Raw genomic sequence first — 16072 nt, forward strand, 5'->3', positions numbered from 1 at the left:
TAAGACAAAGTTTTGTTATTACGCAGAAAAGAGGAAATATGACGAAGATTATATTAAGAGGCTGCAACGGCAAGATGGGCCAGGTTATTTCAGGGTTATTAGTTAATGACCAGCAGGCAGAAATCGTTGCAGGAATCGATTTAAATGGTATAGCAAAGAATGAATATCCGGTGTTCAAATCTTTTTCGCATTGTAACGTGGATGCAGATGTAATCATTGATTTTTCCTCACCTAAAGGATTAGAGGATATGATTTTCTATGGCCAGAATAAGAATGTGCCCATTGTATTATGTACAACAGGGTTAACAGAAGAAGAGATTACCATAGTCATAGAAGCCTCCAAAAAGGTTGCAATTTTAAGATCAGCGAATATGTCACTGGGAATCAATACACTGCTGAAATTAGTTCAGGCTGCTGCACAGATATTAACTGCAGCAGACTTTGATATAGAAATACTGGAAAAGCATCATAATCAGAAAGTGGATGCTCCTTCAGGAACGGCTTTATTATTGGCGGATGCCATTAATGAAGTATTAAACAAAGAATACACCTACCAATATGACCGCTCTAAGGAACTTGCTCCAAGGGGAAAGAAAGAAATTGGAATATCCGCAGTAAGAGGCGGCACCATTGTGGGTGAGCATGAAGTTATTTTTGCAGGTACCGATGAAGTAATTGAGTTTAAGCATACAGCCTATTCCAAAGCCGTTTTTGCCAAGGGAGCAATTCAGGCAGCGAAATTCCTTGCAGGAAAAGAACCTGGATTGTATCAGATGAGTGATGTAATAGGGTAATGTGCTCAATGAATAGGTGGAATTAAAGTTATCCTCCTGTTATGAATGAGTCTTTAGATTCGTTCTAACAGGAGGACTTTTTTTGATTATCAAATTGTATAAAAACATAAAAATAAATTGTGAAAAAACTGTGAATTGTATATTTTTACCAAATTGTTCACAATTTCTTCGCAAAGGGAGAGTATTATTAAAAATGATATATCCACTCTGGATATATTTGCATTAAAAGAAGGAAGAAATAAAGAAAATGTCATAATTCTTTCTGCCCAATCTTGTACATTTTTTTAGATTTCATTGACATATTCTCATTCGGCATGTATATAATTGTAATACAAGCATGAAGTATAATCTATGCTTATTATAATAAAACGACAGCAAATATGCCTGGCAATGCATGGATGGGAGCTTATATGAAAAAAAAATTAATGATTATGGGAATTTGTATCGTTGTTCTTTTACTATTTTTTGCAGGAAATTTATTTAAAAGATTATTTGGAAGCGATACGTCAGATGGCAGTGTAATCTTACGAGATGGTGACATGATAACCGCTAATGAAACCTTTGATTTACTAAAATTTTTAGGTATAGATACCAATGCAGTGAGTGAAATATTAGGATTACCGAAAGATTACAGTGAAAATAAATCGGACCAGAAGAAAGATAATAAAGATGATAGTATTAAATATTTAAAATTTGGACAATGTCTGTCTTTATTAAAATTAGCCGCCAGTGAATTAGGCTTAGAAACAGGTACTATTATACATAACCTATCTTTTGATTTACAGTCTCAGCCAACTAATAAAGCAGTGTTAACAGAGGAGTTCCTTAATTTATATGAATGTATATTAACGGAGCTGCCGGAAGGTACTTCGCCTATTACAGAAAAGAAGCTGTTCATACTTGGTAATCCCAATAACCCTTCTTTATCCGAAGGAGCAGAAGATAAAACCACGATGGTTACTGATCAGGGAAATTATTCTTTTATTTCAGGTAAAAGCTATGAAGAATTTTATTCAGACGGTACTTTAAATATAGCAACAGAAGATAAGAAAAAGCTTGGTTTGGAGGATTCTAAGAAGAAAAGAAGAGAGAGGTCTTCCGATGAATTATTTGCAGATAATGAATTTCAACTTGAAAAATACATTGATTATCCTGTAACTGCATTAGTCAGGGGTTCCGAATTAGTTTATATAAAGGAAGTTTTGGGCGAAGAAACTCTTTTAAGCAATGTGTGGATTACTCAGGGGAAGGGCGATAGTGTATCTGTTTTTCTGCATAATGTATATAAAGATTTTTCCACTAAATCCCCACTGTCCAAAGAAGTATCCGGATGTATTGGTGACTTGACTATGAAAGACGGCAAGATAATTAAAATGAGTATCAAACCGGATAAAATAGAGGGAAAAGTATTAGTGGCAAATAAAGATTTTATTGAAGTACAAGGCTATGGAAAGTTACCCCTGCATAAGAATTATAAGATATACAAAATATACGATGAATTATCCATGGAATTAACAAACAGTATTTTAGTTGGTTATGAAGCTACGGACTTTATTGTAGCAAAAGGTGAGATTGTTGCTGCCTTAATTACAGAGCCAATTAAAGCACAAAATATTCGGGTATTATTAAAAACCAATAAATTTGCGGGAATTTTCCATGATGAAATAGTTCTTTCGGGAACAAAAGATTTTACTGTAACTATTGGTGAGAAGGAAGTAAGTTATAAAGCTGGTTCTGAACTTACATTTAAGAAAGATGATGAAGTACTGAAAAATAACCGTATCTTTATTAGGCCAAAATCAGAAAATGGTAAAATTAAATTATTATCACTGGAGCGTTCCGGTGGAAAACCGTCCTACAGGGGAAGTATTGAAATATCCGCTGGGGAGGAAGGAATTATTATTATAAATGAACTTCCTCTGGAAGAATACTTATATGCAGTTCTTCCAAGTGAGATGCCTACTAATTATGGTCTGGAGGCACTGAAGGTACAGGCAATTTGTGCCAGAAGTTATGCTTATAACCAATTATTAGCCAACAGTTACGGACAATATGGTGCCCATGTAGATGACAGTGTATCTTACCAAGTTTATAACAACATTGCTGAGAATGACAATACCATTCTGGCAGTGAAAGATACCTATGGAAAAGTAATCGAATATGGTGGATCTGTTATAACGGCTTATTATTTCTCGACTTCCAGCGGACACACTGCTTCCATCGAAGAAGTTTGGAGAACTGGAGGAAAAAGCGAATATCTGGTAGGAAAACTTCAAAGCAAATATGATGTAAAAGATGGTAAAGTGATTGCTGCTTCTACAGTGAAAGAAAACGAACCTGATTTTTCCACCGAAGAAACTTTTAGAAATTTTATATTAGATCCCAAAGAAGATACTTATGACAGCGAATTCCCATGGTATCGCTGGAAGGTTACTATGTCTTTAAGCAATTTACAAAAATCCATTGAAAAGAGTTTAGAATCCAGATATAATGCCAATTCAGAATTGATTCAAACTTTAGTAGATAAAGACGGAGGAAATCAGGTGTTTGAAAGTATTCCGGTAAGTACCATTGGAGAGTTAAAAGATATTAAAGTATATAAGCGGGAGAAAAGCGGGGTTCTTTCAGAAGTTTTGCTGATTGGTTCAAAGACCACCGTTAAAGTATCCACGGAATACAATATCAGAACTTTACTGGCCCCTCTTTATGATGAGATATCCCGCCAGGATGACAGCACTACTTCAGGTCTTACAATGCTGCCAAGTGCCTTCTTTGTAATGGATAAGAATGGGCAGGAAATAACCTTCTATGGAGGCGGCTATGGGCATGGTGTTGGAATGAGCCAAAACGGTGTAAAGGCTATGGCTGATGCCGGTATTTCCTATGAAGATATTTTAAAACATTATTATACCGGAGCCGGATTGGGATTTATATATTAGAGTAGCATTCCTGCAGGAGTTTTTAAACGCCTGTTGAAACAGGGAAGCCCCTCCCTTGCAGAAGCAGGGGGACTTCCCTGATGAGGTTAAATAGAGCCCCCAGTCTTAATAAACTGGAGGCTCCATATTTTTGCTACTTTATTTTACTTTAATGGAATAAGATCCTGAACTTTTTTCATCGGCTTTATAAACCTTGATATAATAGGTACCTTTGCTCCATTTACCGCTGGATTCTACTTCTTTGGATTGTACACCGCTATATAAATAGAAACTTCCATACCAAACAGTTTTACCCTTTGAATCACATACTTCTGCCATTAACTTTCCGTCTACTTTAGAATCTATGCTTACTTTAATAGCTTTTTCTTTACTTAAAGTGAATTTATACCAATCTTCCTTGGTCTTTTTATCAGCATTTGTACAGATTCCGCTTACTGCAGAACCACCAACTTTTATGGCTGCTGCTTTGCTGAGTGAAGCGCCGGATTTATCTGTTACATTTGAAAGCGTGTATTTTATTGTGTGTAAACCGCCTCTTACATCAACTTTGACATAATAGGTACCTTTTGTTAATGCATAAAATTGACTTAGAGTATTACCATAGGCACCGCTCTTATCCTTTTCGGTATATACACTTACCTGTTCTGAAATTGCTTTCTTTTGGCTGTTTAATAAGGTAAATCTGGCTGATTGTATTTCCTCTTTATCGAATGCAATATTTAACGCAACCAGTCCAGTTTTATTAACCACTATTTTATATAAGTTCTCACTGGTATCATAATCCTGATATGCAAAACTAGTGACATCTTTCTTAATCTCTCTGGTACCGCCTGGTATTAAATCTAATTGTAAGTTAAAGCTAAGCGGTTCTTTATAATCATATTTTCTGAGGAACTCTAATTTAATATAATAGGTTCCGGCTTTTTTTACTTCGGCAATACCCATTTTTTCTTCCGTACCACTGTTTAAATAGATTGCTTTGCCCACTTTTTTGGTAAGCCCTGCATCTTCATATAATTGTGCAGTTAAACTGCTGAAGTTAGGGTCAGTTCCTTGTAAAGTAATTAATAATACACCTTGTTTTGCCACTTCTACTGGATAGGTTAATTCTTTGGCATCATTTTCAAAGACCACATCATAATAATTAAAATCTTTGTCGAGATCCTTTTCCGTTGTTATCGTATTGTGTTCCAGGGGTTTTGAATCCTCATTCACGGTTGCAGCTTGTACGTTTAATGATCCCATTAAAACAGTAACCAGTAAGATAGCTGTAAATAACTTTTTACTTAATTTGAACATAAAGGTCTCCCTTCCTATTAAAATTTTTTTGACCACTTACCCCCAAGTATATGATGAGCGGATAGTTTAAATTACCAATACTTCAAATATTTTCTAGTATATAATACTTTATTTGGATTGTAAATACATATATTATTATTTTTTTTGCTTAATAACAGCTGCGCTTTATAATACTCATGTTTAAAGATTTAGCGCGAAACTAAACTGGAATCCTGGTATGTTTTTCTATACTCCTGAGGTGACATTTTGGTAGTTCTTTTAAATGCCTGTGAAAAATAACTGGGAGATGAAAAACCCACAATTTGAGAAATTGAGGATAAGGAATAATTATTATTTGCAAGTAGATGTTTACTTTCGTCAATACGTCTCTTAATTAGATAATTAATTGGCGAAGTTCCAAACTGTTTGGCAAAATTATGGGCAAAATAGTACTTATTTAAATGAACAAGAGAACTTAAAGTTTCCAATGTTATATTTTCACTATAGTGATCATCGATATACTTTTTCGCTATACGGCATTCTCTTGTCAGTCGGGGTCCGGTGACTATAGAAACCTTAAAGGCATCATTTCGAAGAATGATGGTAAAGATGATATTTAATAAGTTCTGGCACACAAAATCCCGGTATGGCTGGTCGCATTTCATTTCATGTGCAAGGGTATTAAAGTAAAGATGCAAATCAGACTTATAAACGGAATTGTTTAAAAGGATACAACCTCGGTTTTCTGTCTGAAACTGAATTCCCTCCACGCCCAGTACAATATATTCCATTGGCTTTGAAGGATTTGAAATTTCGGTATGTACGATGGTGGGATTTAAGATAATGAGGTCATTGGATTTCACATCAAGGATCTCTGATTCCACAGAGAATTTTCCGGTTCCATTGGTGATATAAAAGAACTCTGTGAAGTTATGGGAATGGGGCAGGCTTATCCAGTCTTTCCCGAATTTGGAGATTGCTACATAGAGTAAAGTAACATGAATTGCCTGATTATTATGTTTGCCATCAGGATTAAAAGTATAGGAAAGGGTGGAGTTCTCCTTGGGTATCATGGACGCTTCACATTCGTTGTCGGTCTTAAAATTATAGCGGTTATTGCTCATGATTTCCTCCTTTGTTTTGTAAGGGTATTACATAAAAACATTAAAATTATAGTTGTTAATTGTTTATTATGTCTATTATACAGCAACATTAATAAAGAAGATAGCAAAAATTACATTGTTTATAAAAATGAAAATGATATTGTACATATATAAGCATGAAAGGAGGGACAAACCATAACAGGTAAGGCTGGAAAAGTTACGATTACAGTGCTGCATCTGCAAAGAGATGCGACATGCCAATTGGAGATAATGTAATCCCTTCAATTTGAGCAATAATAATAATATTAGTAATTTAGTAGTATGTGAATAGTGTACAAAAATTTCTAAATATATGATTTGCTAATTGTTTCTTATATATATTATATAGCAATATATATAAAGAAGAAAGCAAGATATCTATTGTTTATAAAATTAGATATTGTATACTACATACATAGTTGTAAAGGAGGATAAAAATATGAAAAAATTTGTTAGTATTTTGTTAGTACTTGCATTAACAGTTAGTTCCTTCGTTGGTTGTGCAAAAAAGGATGAGACTAATGCGGATAATGCAACAACACCGGCGGCTACTTCAGAACCTGCCAAAGGGGAAGAAGCAGAAACACCACAGCAGGATGTTACAATTAAAGTAGCAGCTATTGAAACAGCTTATGGTGCAGATATGTGGACTAAAGTTTCAGAAGCATTTACAGCAAAGACAGGAATTAAAGTAGAGCTTACAACGGACAAATCCTTAGAGGATGTTATTGGAGCAGGAATGAAAGCCGGAGATTATCCCGATGTTGTTCATTTGGCTACTGGCCGTCCAGCAGCTTTAACAGAAACTTTAATAAAAGAAAATGGCTTAGAAGACATTACAGATGTTCTAAGTATGACAGTTCCAGGAGAGGATAAGAAAGTCAGTGATAAAATCGCCGGCGGATTTACAGAATCTTCTCTAACAAATCCTTATAATGATGGAAAGACATACATGGCACCTATGTTCTATAGTCCATGCGGATTGTTCTACAACCAAGGTTTATTTGAAGAAAAAGGCTGGACAGTTCCAACAACATGGGATGAAATGTGGGAATTAGGAGATAAGGCAAAAGCGGAAGGTATTGCATTATTCGCATATCCTACAGCAGGATATTTTGATGCATTCTTCTACGCTCTTCTTTATGAAGTAGGCGGTGCGGATTTCTTCCAGCAAGCTACTACCTATGCAGAAGGCATCTGGGATACTCCGGAAGCAAACCAGGCATTTGATATTGTTGAAAAGTTAGCAACTTATACAGAAAAATCAGTTCCATCCAATGCTAACAATGATAACTACCTTAAGAACCAGCAGTTAATCCTAGACAACAAGGCATTATTTATGCCAAATGGTACATGGGTTGTTGGTGAAATGAAAGATGCTCCCCGTGTGGATGGTTTTGAATGGGGATTCACAGCACTTCCTGCAGTTGCTGAGGGCGGAGATGCTTATTCCTATACATGGTTTGAACAGTTATGGGTACCGGCAGCAGCTGAAAACAAAGACGCAGCAAAGCAATTCGTAGCATATATGTATTCTGATGAAGCAGCAGAGATTTTCGCAGAGTCCGGTGCTATTCAGCCAATCGTTGGATTTGCTGATAAATTAGAAGGTGACAACAAGATGTTCTACAGCATATATGATAATGGTGCAAAAGCTGCTTTAGGAAGCTTTGCAACAACAGATCCTGTAGAAGGTGTAAACTTTGCCGATACTATATTTGGAACAGTTAACTCACTGGTTAGCGGAGATAAAGCAAAGGCACAGTGGATCGAAGGAATTAAAAAAGACAGTGACCAGCTCCGTGCTGCTTTAAAATAATAAAACCGAAATACATATTTTACAGTACCGGGTAGGCAAATTTAAACGGTGAGCAGATACTTGGCTCACCGTTTCTTTAACAGGAGACAGACATGAAAAATAAAGGGAAATCAATATTTATATTCTTATGCGTAGCACCGGCAGTAATTCTGTTTACAATCTTTATGCTTATACCAACTATTAATATCTTTAAAATGTCACTTTACAAATGGGGTGGATATTCACCTAAGAAAACTTTTGTAGGATTTGATAATTTTATAAAGCTTGCTCAGGATATGAAGTTTATGCAGGCTTTTCAGAATACAGTATTATTAATTGTTATTGTCAGCGTTATAACCATAGCTCTTGCCCTGATTTTTGCAGCAATATTGACAAGAGAAAAAATCGTAGGACAGAATTTCTTCCGAATTGTTTTCTATATACCAAACATTTTATCCATTGTAATCATTAGTGCTATTTTTAGTGCAATTCTGGATTCCAAGAATGGATTGCTTAATAGCGTTCTGGCTCTCTTTCGGGATAAGGGAAGCGAACCAATCTATTGGCTGGGAGATCAGAAAATTGTAATATTTTCAATTGCCATGGCTATGATATGGCAGGCCATTGGCTATTATATGGTTATGTATATGGCCAGTATGGCAAGTGTTCCGGAGAGTGTATACGAAAGCGCCAATATCGAAGGTGCCAGCCGTATTCGTCAGTTCTTTTCTATGACCATCCCATTAATCTGGACTAATATCAGAACGACGTTAACGTTCTTTATCATAAGCAGTATTAACCTTAGTTTTATGCTTGTAAAAGCCATGACCAGCGGAGGACCGGATGGCAGTACCGAAGTATTCTTAAGCTATATGTATAAACAGGCCTACACGAATTCCAGTTACGGATATGGTATGGCGGTGGGGGTTGTAGTATTCCTGTTTTCCTTTGCTTTAAGCGGAATTCTGAATCTGATCACCAAACGCGAAACAATAGAAATGTAGGAGGCTGAAAACATGCATAAACTTCCATTAAAGAAAATCTTAATCTATCTTATATTAGGATTGTTAGCAATATCAATTATTGTACCCGTAGGATGGGTATTTGTAGCTTCAATTAAGCAGAATAATGAGTTTTACGGCAGTCCGTGGAAACTTCCGGAATCCTTTTATTTTCAGAACTTTGTAGATGCCTGGGGCAGTGCCCATATGGGTGAATATATGTTAAACAGTGTAATTGTCACTGTGGTAGCCCTTGCTATCCTTTTAGTTGTAGCCCTGCCGGCAGCCTATTGCCTTAGCCGATTTAAGTTTAGACTGCGAAAGATCTTAAATGTTCTTTTTATGGCTGGTTTATTTATTAATGTAAACTATATAGTAGTTCCAATCTTCCTGATGTTTATTGATGGAGATAAGGCATTGAAAAGTATAGGACTCTCACCTGTTTTCTTAAACAACATTTATGTGCTGGCCCTTGTTTACGCCGCAACAGCACTTCCTTTTACCATTTATTTATTGTCCGGTTACTTTGTAACTATACCAAGGACTTATGAAGAGGCGGCTTATATTGACGGAAGCGGATATTTAAAGACTATGGTAAAGGTAATATTACCAATGGCCAGACCAAGTATTATTACCGTAATCCTGTTTAATTTCTTATCTTTCTGGAATGAATACATTATAGCGATTACGCTGTTAACCGATCCTAAGGGTGCAAAGACACTTCCTGTAGGTCTGATGAACCTGATGAAAGCCCAGAATGCAGCAGCTCAGTATGGTCGTATGTATGCAGGACTTGTTCTGGTTATGCTGCCCACCCTGATACTGTATATTATAGTGCAAAAGAAACTGACACAGGGTATGACACTTGGTGGTTTGAAAGAATAGGCGCAAAGTGAATTAGGAAAGGATTCACTTTGCAAATGTGCGGGGGCACCAAAATGTATGGTGTTTTGGCAGAATGGAGAGTTATATGGAAAATACATTAAAAATTCTGGCAGTTATTCTAAAATGTATATGCCTTGTTATATGTGTAGGCCTGGTTATTATAGGGCAAAAGAGCATAAGTTATAAGGGGCTATACACCATGCTTGCAGGCTTATGTGGAATACTGTTATTGTTATACTTTTATAATAAAAAATATAGGTAGAGAAATATAAATATTTAATAAGAATTTGCATTCTGGTGGATTGTGCCTTGTAATGTACAATCTTTCTTAGATATACGCAAAAATAACTAGATTAAAAGGCGTTCAGGCGCCGGAATGGCGGGGTAGATATGAAAAAGAATACAATGCTAACCGGAAGGGTTACAATACCAACGGACACAGATGTAGTTCCGGAAACAATAGAGCTGTTGAATAAATGGGGAGCAGATGCCATTCGTGATTGTGATGGTACAGACTATCCGGAGGAGTTAAAGTGCGTTCAGGCAAAGGTGTACAAAACCTATTACACAACCCGTAAGGATAACGAATGGGCAAAAGCACATCCGGAAGAGGTACAGCAATGCTACATTATGACTCCTTTTTACACAGCTGCGGAAAAAAATCTCCGTATTCCATTGCTGAAGGGAATAGCAACGGATCTTATGAAGGTAAATGATTATGATGATAAAGCCCGGTGGTGGGAAGTTATTGACCGTAGTACAGGTCTGGCGGTTTCTTCAGAGGACTGGAGCTATGAGAAGGAAACAGGTGAAGTTATAATTACAAACTGCGGCCTGTTTCACAATTACACAGTCAGCTTTCTTGCATACCTTATTTGGGATCCTGTACATATGTATAATGCGGTGACCAATGAATGGAAAGATGTGGAGCATCAGATAACTTTTGATGTAAGACAGCCAAAGACCAGGGAATATTCCATGGCTCGCCTTCGTAAGTTTATTGAAGAACATCCTTATGTGGACGTAATCCGCTACACAACCTTTTTCCATCAGTTTACCTTAATCTTTGATGAGATGATGCGTGAAAAGTACGTTGACTGGTACGGATACTCCTCATCGGTATCACCTTATATCTTGGAACAGTTTGAAAAAGAGGTGGGCTATAAATTCCGTCCGGAGTTTATTATTGATCAGGGTTATTATAATAACCAGTATCGTATTCCAAGCAAAGAGTTCAAAGATTTTCAGGCGTTTCAGAGACGGGAAGTGGCAAAGTTAGCCAAGGAAATGGTAGATATCACTCATGAATATGGCAAGGAAGCCATGATGTTTCTGGGAGATCACTGGATTGGAACAGAACCATTTCTGGAAGAGTTTAAAACAATCGGTCTGGATGCAGTTGTAGGTAGTGTGGGAAATGGCAGCACCCTTCGACTGATCAGTGACATTCCCGGTGTAAAATATACCGAAGGAAGATTTCTTCCTTATTTCTTCCCGGATACTTTTTATGAAGGGGGAGATCCGGTTAAGGAAGCGAAAGTAAACTGGGTTACTGCAAGACGTGCCATCTTAAGAAAACCAATTGACAGAATCGGATATGGCGGTTATTTAAAACTTGCCTGCCAGTTCCCGGAGTTTATCGACTATGTGGAATCTGTTTGCAATGAATTCCGTGAGCTGTATGAAAATATTAAAGGTACAACACCTTATTGTATCAAACGAGTGGCAGTGTTAAACAGCTGGGGTAAGATGCGTGCCTGGGGCGCCCATATGGTACATCATGCACTTTACCAGAAGCAAAACTATAGTTATGCTGGAGTGATTGAGGCCTTAAGCGGAGCACCATTTGAAGTATCCTTTATCAGCTTTGAGGATATCAGAAATGACTGTAACCTCTTAAAGAACATAGATGTAATCATCAATGTAGGAGATGGAGATACGGCTCATACTGGTGGTGAAGTCTGGGAAGATGCGGCGGTATCAAGTGCCATCCGTCAGTTTGTTTATGAAGGTGGAGGCTTAATTGGAATCGGTGAGCCTGCCGGACACCAGTATCAGGGACATTATATCCAATTAGCAAATGTATTCGGAGTAGAAAAAGAAACAGGATTTACTTTAAATTACGATAAATATAACTGGGATACTCTTAGCGGTCATTTTATTACCGAAGATTGCAGTGCAGAAATATATTTTGGTGAGGGTAAGAAAAGCATGTATGCATTAGAAGGTGCTGCTGTTCTGGTTCAGAGAGAAAAAGAAGTACAGATGGCAGTCAATGAATTTGGTAAGGGAAGAAGTGTTTATATAAGCGGTCTGCCATACAGTTTTGAAAATACAAGACTCCTGTATCGAAGCATTCTCTGGAGCACCCATGATGAAGAAAACTTAAACAAATGGTTTTCCAGCAACTGTAATGTGGAAGTACATGCTTATGTAAAGAATAACAAGTATTGTGTTGTAAATAACACCTATGAACCGCAAAAAACAAGAATTTACAGAGGTGATTCCACCAGCTTTGAATTAGAGTTAGAAGCCAATGAAATTATCTGGTATGAGATATAGACACACTGGTATGAGATAGATTCGCTGGTATGAGATATAGACACACTGGTATGAGCATAGATCCGCTGGTATGAGATATAGACTATCTGGTATGAGCATAGATTCGCTGGCATGAGATATAAACTCACGGGTGTGATATAAGATATCTAAAAAAGCTGAATTTCATACTCTGATCTGGAGAAAAGGAATAAAACGGTTGAAATAATTGATTATTGACATATTTAATCCTACAGGATAACATTAAAGTGGTAATGTTGACTGATTATGGAGACGTATATAATGTATAAATTGTTAATTATTGATGATGAAGAAATAATGCGGAATGGACTATCTGAGCTCATAGACTGGAAGACTATGGGCTTTGAAGTCGTGGGAAATTTAGAAGATGGAAGAGATGGCATCGAATTTATCAAAAGCAATCAGGTAGATGTGATTTTAACAGATATTAAGATGTCTTTCATATCTGGTATTGATCTTGCGAAATATGTAATGGATCATAATTTGGATATAAAAATAATTCTGATAAGTGGCTTTCAGGAATTTGAACTGGCAAGACAGGCCATAGCATATAATGTAAGCCATTACCTTTTAAAGCCACCAAAATTTAAAGATATTCAAGGAGTTTTTCATGAATTGAAAAATCAGCTTGATAGTGAAAGACAAAGCAGACTTCAGGAAGAAATGAGAAAAGAGCACTATGAAGAGCTTCTGTCCTTCTCAAAGGAACAATTTTTTATTGACTTATTTTACGGCGCATATTCAGAGCGGGAGGATATTGCTTCACGATTAAAGATGTTAGATTTCAAAATAGATGTTGACCAGAGTCCATGTATTGTATTCCATGTTACAATAGTAGATTATGAAAACTTTTTATCCAATAACTGGAGCTTTGGTAAAGATGGGCTATATCAGGCAATTAAGAATTTTTTTAATACAGAGGATTATTCTTTATTATTTTATCCGGTAAGAAACATGAAAGATAAAATACAGATATTATGTATTTCACAGGATCAGGCCGATATTGAATCCTTATCAGATAATTTAGACCAATTTGCTAAAACCGTTAAGGAAAATGCAAAAAAGCTTTTAAATCTTGAGTTGAATTATAAAAAAGATTTCAATTTTAGCAGCATTGTCCAGTTAGCGGAAAAAAGTCCCGTTGACTTATTTCAATCAGAAGAAAAAGACGATAATTTTAATTTGCTAAATCAGGTTAAATTACTGGATTCTTATATAAGCTCAGGTGACTTCCGGTTATCGGAGGGGCTGTACGAGAATTTTATAAACCAGATGAATCATCTGGACATCAGAATAATCTGTGATAATGTTTCAAGTTTATTTGATATGATTTATAGCAAGCTTGAGGAAAATGGATTAAATATGGATCAAGAGTCCAGAAAAACCAATTGGAATGAAATTAAACAACTTGAGACCATTGAACAGATAAGGTCATGGGGAAAAAATGAATTAAGTAAACTGGTTTATAGAGTTGAAAAGGAGAAAAATGGTACCTTTGAGAATGTAATAGGCCGGGCAAAGCAATATATTAATGAAAATTATAATAAGGACATTACCTTGGAAGATGTAGCAGATCATATCTTTTTGAATCCGGTTTATTTCAGCAGATTGTTCAAGGAACAGACAGGGGAAAACTATATTGATTATCTCATTAAGGTCAGGATGGAGAATGCTGTAAAACTATTGCAGGATCCTCATTATAAGGTTAATCAGATAAGCGAAAAGGTGGGCTATAACAGTCTCCGTTACTTTTATAAAATATTTAAACGGTATAAAGGGCAGACTCCCACGGAATATAGAAAAAGTCTTTGGGGAGATGATGAGACAATATGATCTCTTGTAAGGAGCATACATGGGTAAGAATAAGGGAATATGGAATTTAATATTTACATTTAAGTTTAGAAGTATATTTATAAAGTACTTTATATCCATTTTTTTGATTCTGGTTATTATACTGACCTCTATCAGTACTTTGGTATATGCTTTTTATTTTTCCAGTGTGAAAAAGGACATTGAGGCTGCCTATGAGAGTTCCCTTCATAAAATAAAGGATACCATCGATACCATAATCTCAGAAGGGGATAGAATATCGGCAAGGCTGCTCGCTGACCATGAGGTGCAGAACTTCCTGAATTATGATAACGATGACTTGGCCAGATATGAATCCAAGGTAGTTCTGTTGGATACTGCCTTAAAGCTTTCCATGTCATCAAGCGAATATATATACTCTATTTACCTGTACTCTTACAAGAATAATTATCTAATATCATCTTATAATGAAACCATAAGTTCGTTTCAAGAGTTTGACGATAATTTGTGGCTTGAAGACTTAACTGGGAATATGGAAGGAAATAAAAAGTTTTATTTCAGAAATGAAAAAATCAGCCCTTTAAAGTCCAGTCAAAATGATTTTCTCACATACATACAATTTATTGATTCCACCAACATGCTGAACAAAGGGGTAATTGTTTTTAACACGAAGGTTAAGACCCTGCAATCCTATATTGGCTCACTTTATGAAAATAATTTTGAGGATTTATATATTGTTGATCAAAATAATACTATTATTTTTAATAATAACTATAACTTAATTGGAACCACATTACCCGATGCAAAAAGAACAGCAGGGATTACGGATATAGATGGACGGAAAAGCCTTGTTTCTGTTGCGGCATCGGATAATAAGAAATACAATTATATTACGGTAGTACCATTGGATAGCGAAACCGAAACGCAATTTGTAAGAGATATTTTTTTATCTTCCGTATTGGCAAGTATCGTGCTGTCTTTTTTACTTTCATTAACCATTTCCTTTAATATGTACAGGCCTTTTCGTGATATTATTGAGGTGTTTAATAGCCCCGAAATTACAAAAATATATGGAGATAGAAATAATAAAAAGCAATACAGTGAATTGAAATTCATATTGACTAAGATTGTTGATATTAATTTAAACCAAAAGAATATGGAAGCCAGCCTTACGGAATATTTAGCAATGCTTAAAAAGACCCAGACCATTGCTTTACAGTCACAAATCAATCCTCATTTTCTGTATAATACCCTCACTGCTATTAACTGGCTTGCCATTGGTCTTACTAAAAGTGAAAATGAGGCATCGGTTGCCATAACCAATCTTGCAGAACTATTGCGGCTTAGTCTGGAAACGGGGAATAACCTGACTCCTATCAGGGATGAAATGGAACATGCCAGAAAATACATTGAGATTGAAAAGTTAAGATTTAAGAATTTATTCCAGGTAGAATGGTTTGTGGATAAAGAATTGGAAAATTACCTTATTGTTAAAATCACCCTTCAACCTATCATAGAAAATGCTATATACCATGGTTTGAAGCAAAAAAAAGGTGGTGGGGCCATTCGAATCAAGGGATATTTGGAAGAAAATAATGTGGTCTTTGAAGTGGAGGATGACGGAATAGGAATCTCTTCGGAAGCTCTTTATTCAATTAACGAAGAATTGAATAAGAACTATATTAAAGAAGATCAGCATATTGGAATTAAGAATGTAAATCAACGTATTAAGCTCGTCTTTGGAGAAGAGTACGGAGTTAAAATATCCAGCGAACTGGATAAAGGAACCACTGTAAAAATTATAGTACCAAAATATTTATAGAATAGAACATAAAAATCTGCATTG

General features: G+C 36.0%; 11 protein-coding genes. 9 read left to right on the forward strand and 2 right to left on the reverse strand.

What is annotated here, in order from left to right; genetic code table 11:
• Positions 1-38: 38 nt before the first annotated feature.
• Both dapB and RT261_RS01150 read left to right on the forward strand, forming a co-directional pair.
• Positions 39-794, forward strand: coding sequence for a 4-hydroxy-tetrahydrodipicolinate reductase (gene dapB / locus RT261_RS01145; protein WP_313128282.1), 756 nt, complete (start codon positions 39-41; stop codon positions 792-794).
• A 410-nt stretch (positions 795-1204) separates the two neighbouring features.
• Positions 1205-3733, forward strand: coding sequence for a SpoIID/LytB domain-containing protein (locus RT261_RS01150; protein WP_313128285.1), 2529 nt, complete (start codon positions 1205-1207; stop codon positions 3731-3733).
• Between the two features lie 138 nt (positions 3734-3871).
• Here RT261_RS01150 and RT261_RS01155 read toward each other — a convergent pair whose 3' ends face one another.
• Positions 3872-5032 carry a hypothetical protein gene (locus RT261_RS01155; RefSeq protein WP_313128288.1) on the reverse strand — a complete coding sequence of 387 codons (1161 nt, stop codon included), beginning with the start codon at positions 5030-5032 and terminating at the stop codon, positions 3872-3874.
• 188 nt (positions 5033-5220) lie between these two features.
• The gene (locus RT261_RS01160; RefSeq protein WP_313128290.1) at positions 5221-6135 is read right to left on the reverse strand and encodes an AraC family transcriptional regulator; all 915 of its coding nucleotides are present in this window, start codon (positions 6133-6135) and stop codon (positions 5221-5223) included.
• Between the two features lie 457 nt (positions 6136-6592).
• Here RT261_RS01160 and RT261_RS01165 point away from each other — a divergent pair, with 457 nt between their 5' ends.
• The 7 genes from RT261_RS01165 to RT261_RS01190 all read left to right on the forward strand — a co-directional run bounded on the left by RT261_RS01165 (position 6593) and on the right by RT261_RS01190 (position 16048).
• On the forward strand, positions 6593-7972 hold the full coding sequence (locus RT261_RS01165; RefSeq protein ID WP_313128293.1) for a carbohydrate ABC transporter substrate-binding protein: 1380 nt from the start codon (positions 6593-6595) through the stop codon (positions 7970-7972).
• 92 nt (positions 7973-8064) lie between these two features.
• Positions 8065-8955: a carbohydrate ABC transporter permease gene (locus RT261_RS01170; RefSeq protein ID WP_313128296.1), complete on the forward strand. Its 891-nt coding sequence runs from the start codon at positions 8065-8067 to the stop codon at positions 8953-8955.
• Between the two features lie 12 nt (positions 8956-8967).
• On the forward strand, positions 8968-9837 hold the full coding sequence (locus tag RT261_RS01175) for a carbohydrate ABC transporter permease (RefSeq protein ID WP_313128298.1): 870 nt from the start codon (positions 8968-8970) through the stop codon (positions 9835-9837).
• An 85-nt stretch (positions 9838-9922) separates the two neighbouring features.
• Complete coding sequence (locus RT261_RS21075) at positions 9923-10099, forward strand: DUF6903 family protein (protein WP_442871752.1); 177 nt, start codon at positions 9923-9925, stop codon at positions 10097-10099.
• A gap of 128 nt (positions 10100-10227) precedes the next feature.
• Positions 10228-12399 (forward strand): 1,3-beta-galactosyl-N-acetylhexosamine phosphorylase, encoded by a 2172-nt coding sequence (gene gnpA, locus RT261_RS01180; protein ID WP_313128301.1) that lies wholly within the window; start codon positions 10228-10230, stop codon positions 12397-12399.
• 279 nt (positions 12400-12678) lie between these two features.
• Positions 12679-14250 carry a response regulator transcription factor gene (locus tag RT261_RS01185; RefSeq protein ID WP_313128304.1) on the forward strand — a complete coding sequence of 524 codons (1572 nt, stop codon included), beginning with the start codon at positions 12679-12681 and terminating at the stop codon, positions 14248-14250.
• A 19-nt stretch (positions 14251-14269) separates the two neighbouring features.
• Entirely contained in the window at positions 14270-16048 is a 1779-nt protein-coding gene (locus RT261_RS01190; protein ID WP_313128306.1) for a sensor histidine kinase, read from the forward strand.
• The last annotated feature ends 24 nt before the right edge of the window (positions 16049-16072 follow it).

This window comes from Anaerocolumna sp., assembly GCF_032079385.1.
Lineage (GTDB): Bacteria > Bacillota > Clostridia > Lachnospirales > Lachnospiraceae > Anaerocolumna.